This is a genomic window from Pseudomonas alkylphenolica (assembly GCF_016009175.1).
Taxonomy (GTDB): domain Bacteria; phylum Pseudomonadota; class Gammaproteobacteria; order Pseudomonadales; family Pseudomonadaceae; genus Aquipseudomonas; species Aquipseudomonas alkylphenolica_B.
In genome coordinates, this window is sequence record NZ_JADUCM010000069.1 from 1 (window position 1) to 3,286 (window position 3,286).

At 56.4% G+C, this 3,286-nt stretch carries 4 protein-coding genes, 3 tRNA genes and 1 rRNA gene; all 8 read right to left on the bottom strand.

Translation table 11 applies throughout. The annotated features are described in order from the left end of the window. The coding region (locus I5S59_RS26295; protein WP_232239996.1) for a GTP-binding protein at window positions 1-304 on the bottom strand (304 nt) is incomplete at its 3' end. Between the two features lie 85 nt (window positions 305-389). Continuing rightward, a tRNA-Thr gene (locus tag I5S59_RS26300) sits at window positions 390-465 on the bottom strand. Window positions 466-491: 26 nt separating this feature from the next. Then, window positions 492-565, bottom strand: a tRNA-Gly gene (locus I5S59_RS26305). A gap of 23 nt (window positions 566-588) precedes the next feature. Further along, window positions 589-673, bottom strand: a tRNA-Tyr gene (locus I5S59_RS26310). Window positions 674-816: 143 nt separating this feature from the next. Beyond that, entirely contained in the window at window positions 817-1,245 is a 429-nt protein-coding gene (locus I5S59_RS26315) for a hypothetical protein (RefSeq protein WP_197879182.1), read from the bottom strand. Between the two features lie 7 nt (window positions 1,246-1,252). After that, entirely contained in the window at window positions 1,253-1,999 is a 747-nt protein-coding gene (locus tag I5S59_RS26320) for a pantothenate kinase (protein WP_197879183.1), read from the bottom strand. Further along, window positions 1,989-2,948 (bottom strand): bifunctional biotin--[acetyl-CoA-carboxylase] ligase/biotin operon repressor BirA, encoded by a 960-nt coding sequence (gene birA / locus I5S59_RS26325; protein WP_197879184.1) that lies wholly within the window; start codon window positions 2,946-2,948, stop codon window positions 1,989-1,991. The genes I5S59_RS26320 and birA overlap by 11 nt, the downstream gene beginning before the upstream one ends. Window positions 2,949-3,186: 238 nt before the next feature. Continuing rightward, window positions 3,187-3,286: ribosomal RNA gene (gene rrf, locus I5S59_RS26330) — 5S ribosomal RNA — on the bottom strand; the annotation flags it as partial.

The following is a 3,286-nucleotide window of genomic DNA, read 5'->3' on the forward strand; positions in this document are numbered from 1 at the left end:
CGCCGTCCATCTGGGCAGCACCGGTGATCATGTTCTTCACGTAGTCAGCGTGACCTGGGCAGTCAACGTGAGCGTAGTGACGAATGTTCGAGTTGTACTCGACGTGCGCGGTGTTGATGGTGATACCGCGAGCTTTCTCTTCTGGAGCCGAGTCGATCTTGTCGAATTCGACAACAGCCGAACCGAAAACTTCGGAGCAGACGCGAGTCAGCGCTGCGGTCAGCGTGGTCTTGCCATGGTCAACGTGACCAATGGTGCCGACGTTAACGTGCGGCAGACTACGATCAAACTTTTCCTTAGCCATCGAGACAACCCTCAGCAAGAAGAAATTAGCAACTCAATACGACCATTAAAACAAAGGCAGATATTTTCATATCTGCCTTGTTATATGGAGCTCTTGAGCGGATTTGAACCGCTGACCTCACCCTTACCAAGGGTGTGCTCTACCAACTGAGCTACAAGAGCGTAACACTGTGCAACAACTGCAAACTTGGAGCGGGTAGCGGGAATCGAACCCGCATCATCAGCTTGGAAGGCTGAGGTTCTACCACTAAACTATACCCGCGGAGCGTGCAGCTCTCGCTAAAATGGTGGAGGGGGAAGGATTCGAACCTTCGAAGTCGTAGACGTCAGATTTACAGTCTGATCCCTTTGGCCGCTCGGGAACCCCTCCTGAACGTGGGCGGCATTTTCAACTCTTGCCGTCCTACTGTCAAGCTTTTTCTCATTAAAATCTTGAGGTTAGCTAATTTGACAGCGCTTCACAGATTTCCAACTAGTGGTGTTCCCTGTGGAGCGGGCGCCATTCTATGCAAACTATTCGACCGTTGCAACACCCTCGCACAACATTATTTTATGTTTTAAGTCTTTGAAATCATTGGAAAGACTAGAAAGCAGGGTTTCATCCAGCAAACGCTGGCTTCGCGGGGCGATCTGCAGCCAAAAACCGGTGGCATCACCAAGGCGCCCAGACACCTGGAGCGCCGATACATCCAGGGTCAGCAGCCGCTGACGCAGCGCATTGAGCTGCTCCTGGGTGCTTAGCCCACCAATATAGAGGCACTCCTGGCCACGCTGAGGCGCTGGCTTACCCTGGTTTGATTCGCTCAGCAGGTGAATTCCTTGCTGATTCCCCTTGTAGAGCGATAGCGGCGCCACTTCCTTGGCCTTCAACGGTGCTTCCTGCTGATGCCAGACGTAATAAACGCCATTGAGCACCACCAACAACAGAAACAGCCAACGCATAGTCACCTCACTCCAGGGGGCAGGCCATGGCCAGTCCGACAAACACCAGGTCCGGCACCACCCGTGCGTCAGGCGCAGCATCTTGTACCAGCGGCGCATCCCCGCCGGTCAGCAGCACCGTAAAGTCATCGCCCCACAAACCACGGGCGTGCTCGAGCTGGGATCGCACGAACCCTTGAAGCATGTGAACACAGCCACGCTCTACCGCCTCAACAGTCGAACGTCCAGGCGCCATGCTCCCCAGTGCACGCTCAGCAGATGCATCGTCATAGCGGATGCGCCGCGTATGCGTACGCAATTGGCTGCGCATCAATGGCATACCCGGACAGATGAAGCCACCCAGATGCTCTCCATCGGCCGCTACAAAGTCAGCTTTGGCCGCCGTGCCGAAATCCATCACCAGGCAGGCGCCGCCAGCCAGGCGATACGCGCCCAGGACAGCAAGCCAGCGGTCTAGCCCGAGGCGCTGGTAGTCCTCATAGCCATTTCGCACACCGGATACCTCTCTGGCAGGCTGCGCAACCAGCACTTCAAGGCCAAAGTGGCGAGCGAGCAACGCGCAAAGGTCGCTTGTCTCCTCTTCACTGCGGACACTGACCAGCCGGGCGCGTCGTGGCGGCTGCGCAAGCGCCTGAATTGCCTCCAGCAGCGCCTGATCGGAGTCGACAACCCCACCCGCCACAACAACCGCGCCGGCGCTGCGGATAACACGCCACTTGATAAAGCTGTTCCCGCAATCGAGCTCAAGAATCATCACGCAACCTCAGGCTGAGCTCACCACCACTAAAGCTCTTTTCTACACCATCGACTTCAAGACGCAATGCCCCTTGGCCATCGATACCCAACACCACGCCATCCACCCTGTTAATCCCAGCAATCAAGGACACGGGCCGCCCCTGCCACAGGTGAGATTGCTCCCATTCCTGCTGGAATCCGGCAAAGCCCACCTGACGATGACGCTCAAGATCGCGTTGCAGGCTCTGATTGAGCCTGGCTACCAACTCGTTGCGATCAATAGCCACACCTGCCTCACGTCGAACAGAGGTCCACTGCTGATCAATATCGCTCGAGGCCTGCATATTCACATTGATGCCAATACCCAGCACCACATGACAGACATCGGCAGGATCGCCGACCAACTCCAGAAGAATACCGGCAATTTTCTGATTATTAACCAATACATCATTCGGCCACTTCAAGCCGACATCCGCCACGCCGAACGACTGAAGCGCTCTCATGACGGCAAGACCGACGACCAGACTCAAACCTTCAAGCTGACGCATTCCGCCTTCGATGCGCAATACCAGGCTGTAATAGAGGTTCTCGGCAAATGGGCTGACCCATTGGCGCCCGCGCCTGCCGCGTCCGGCCGTCTGGCGCTCGGCCAGCACCAGAAAAGGCGCCGCCTGGCCCTCATTAATAGCGCGCAAAGCCTGTGCATTGGTCGAATCGATTGAATCGAATATCAACGCTGGCCAGCACTCGCCCTGCGAATGCGCAGCGATAGCGGACTCTTCGAGCAACGACAAAGGTGCAGCCAGCTGGTATCCGCGGCCACGCACTTTATGAATGGGTAGATTCAGTTCGGCCTCCAGAAGCTGCAATTGCTTCCAGACGGCAGCGCGACTTACGCCAAGGGCGGCCCCCAGGTCCTGCCCGGAATGGAACCGGCCATCCTTGAGGAGCTTCAACAACTTAAGCATGCCAATCTCGACTTTTAATGAGGCAGGCATGATAGCCATGCAAGTGGGGATTGCATAGAAAACTGAAGGTTTTGGTAGTTGAAGCAGAGACTGGCCGGGGACCGCGCAGCGGCTTTTCGCGGCGGTCCGGCGCCCCGGCAAACCCGCCCCCACAGGATCGAGGGAGAGCTGCACTGACGGCGGGCCGGAAAAGACAAAACCCCTACCTGCATACGCAGATAGGGGTTTCGGAATTTAATCTTGACGATGACCTACTCTCACATGGGGAAACCCCACACTACCATCGGCGATGCATCGTTTCACTGCTGAGTTCGGGATGGGATCAGGTGGTTCCAATG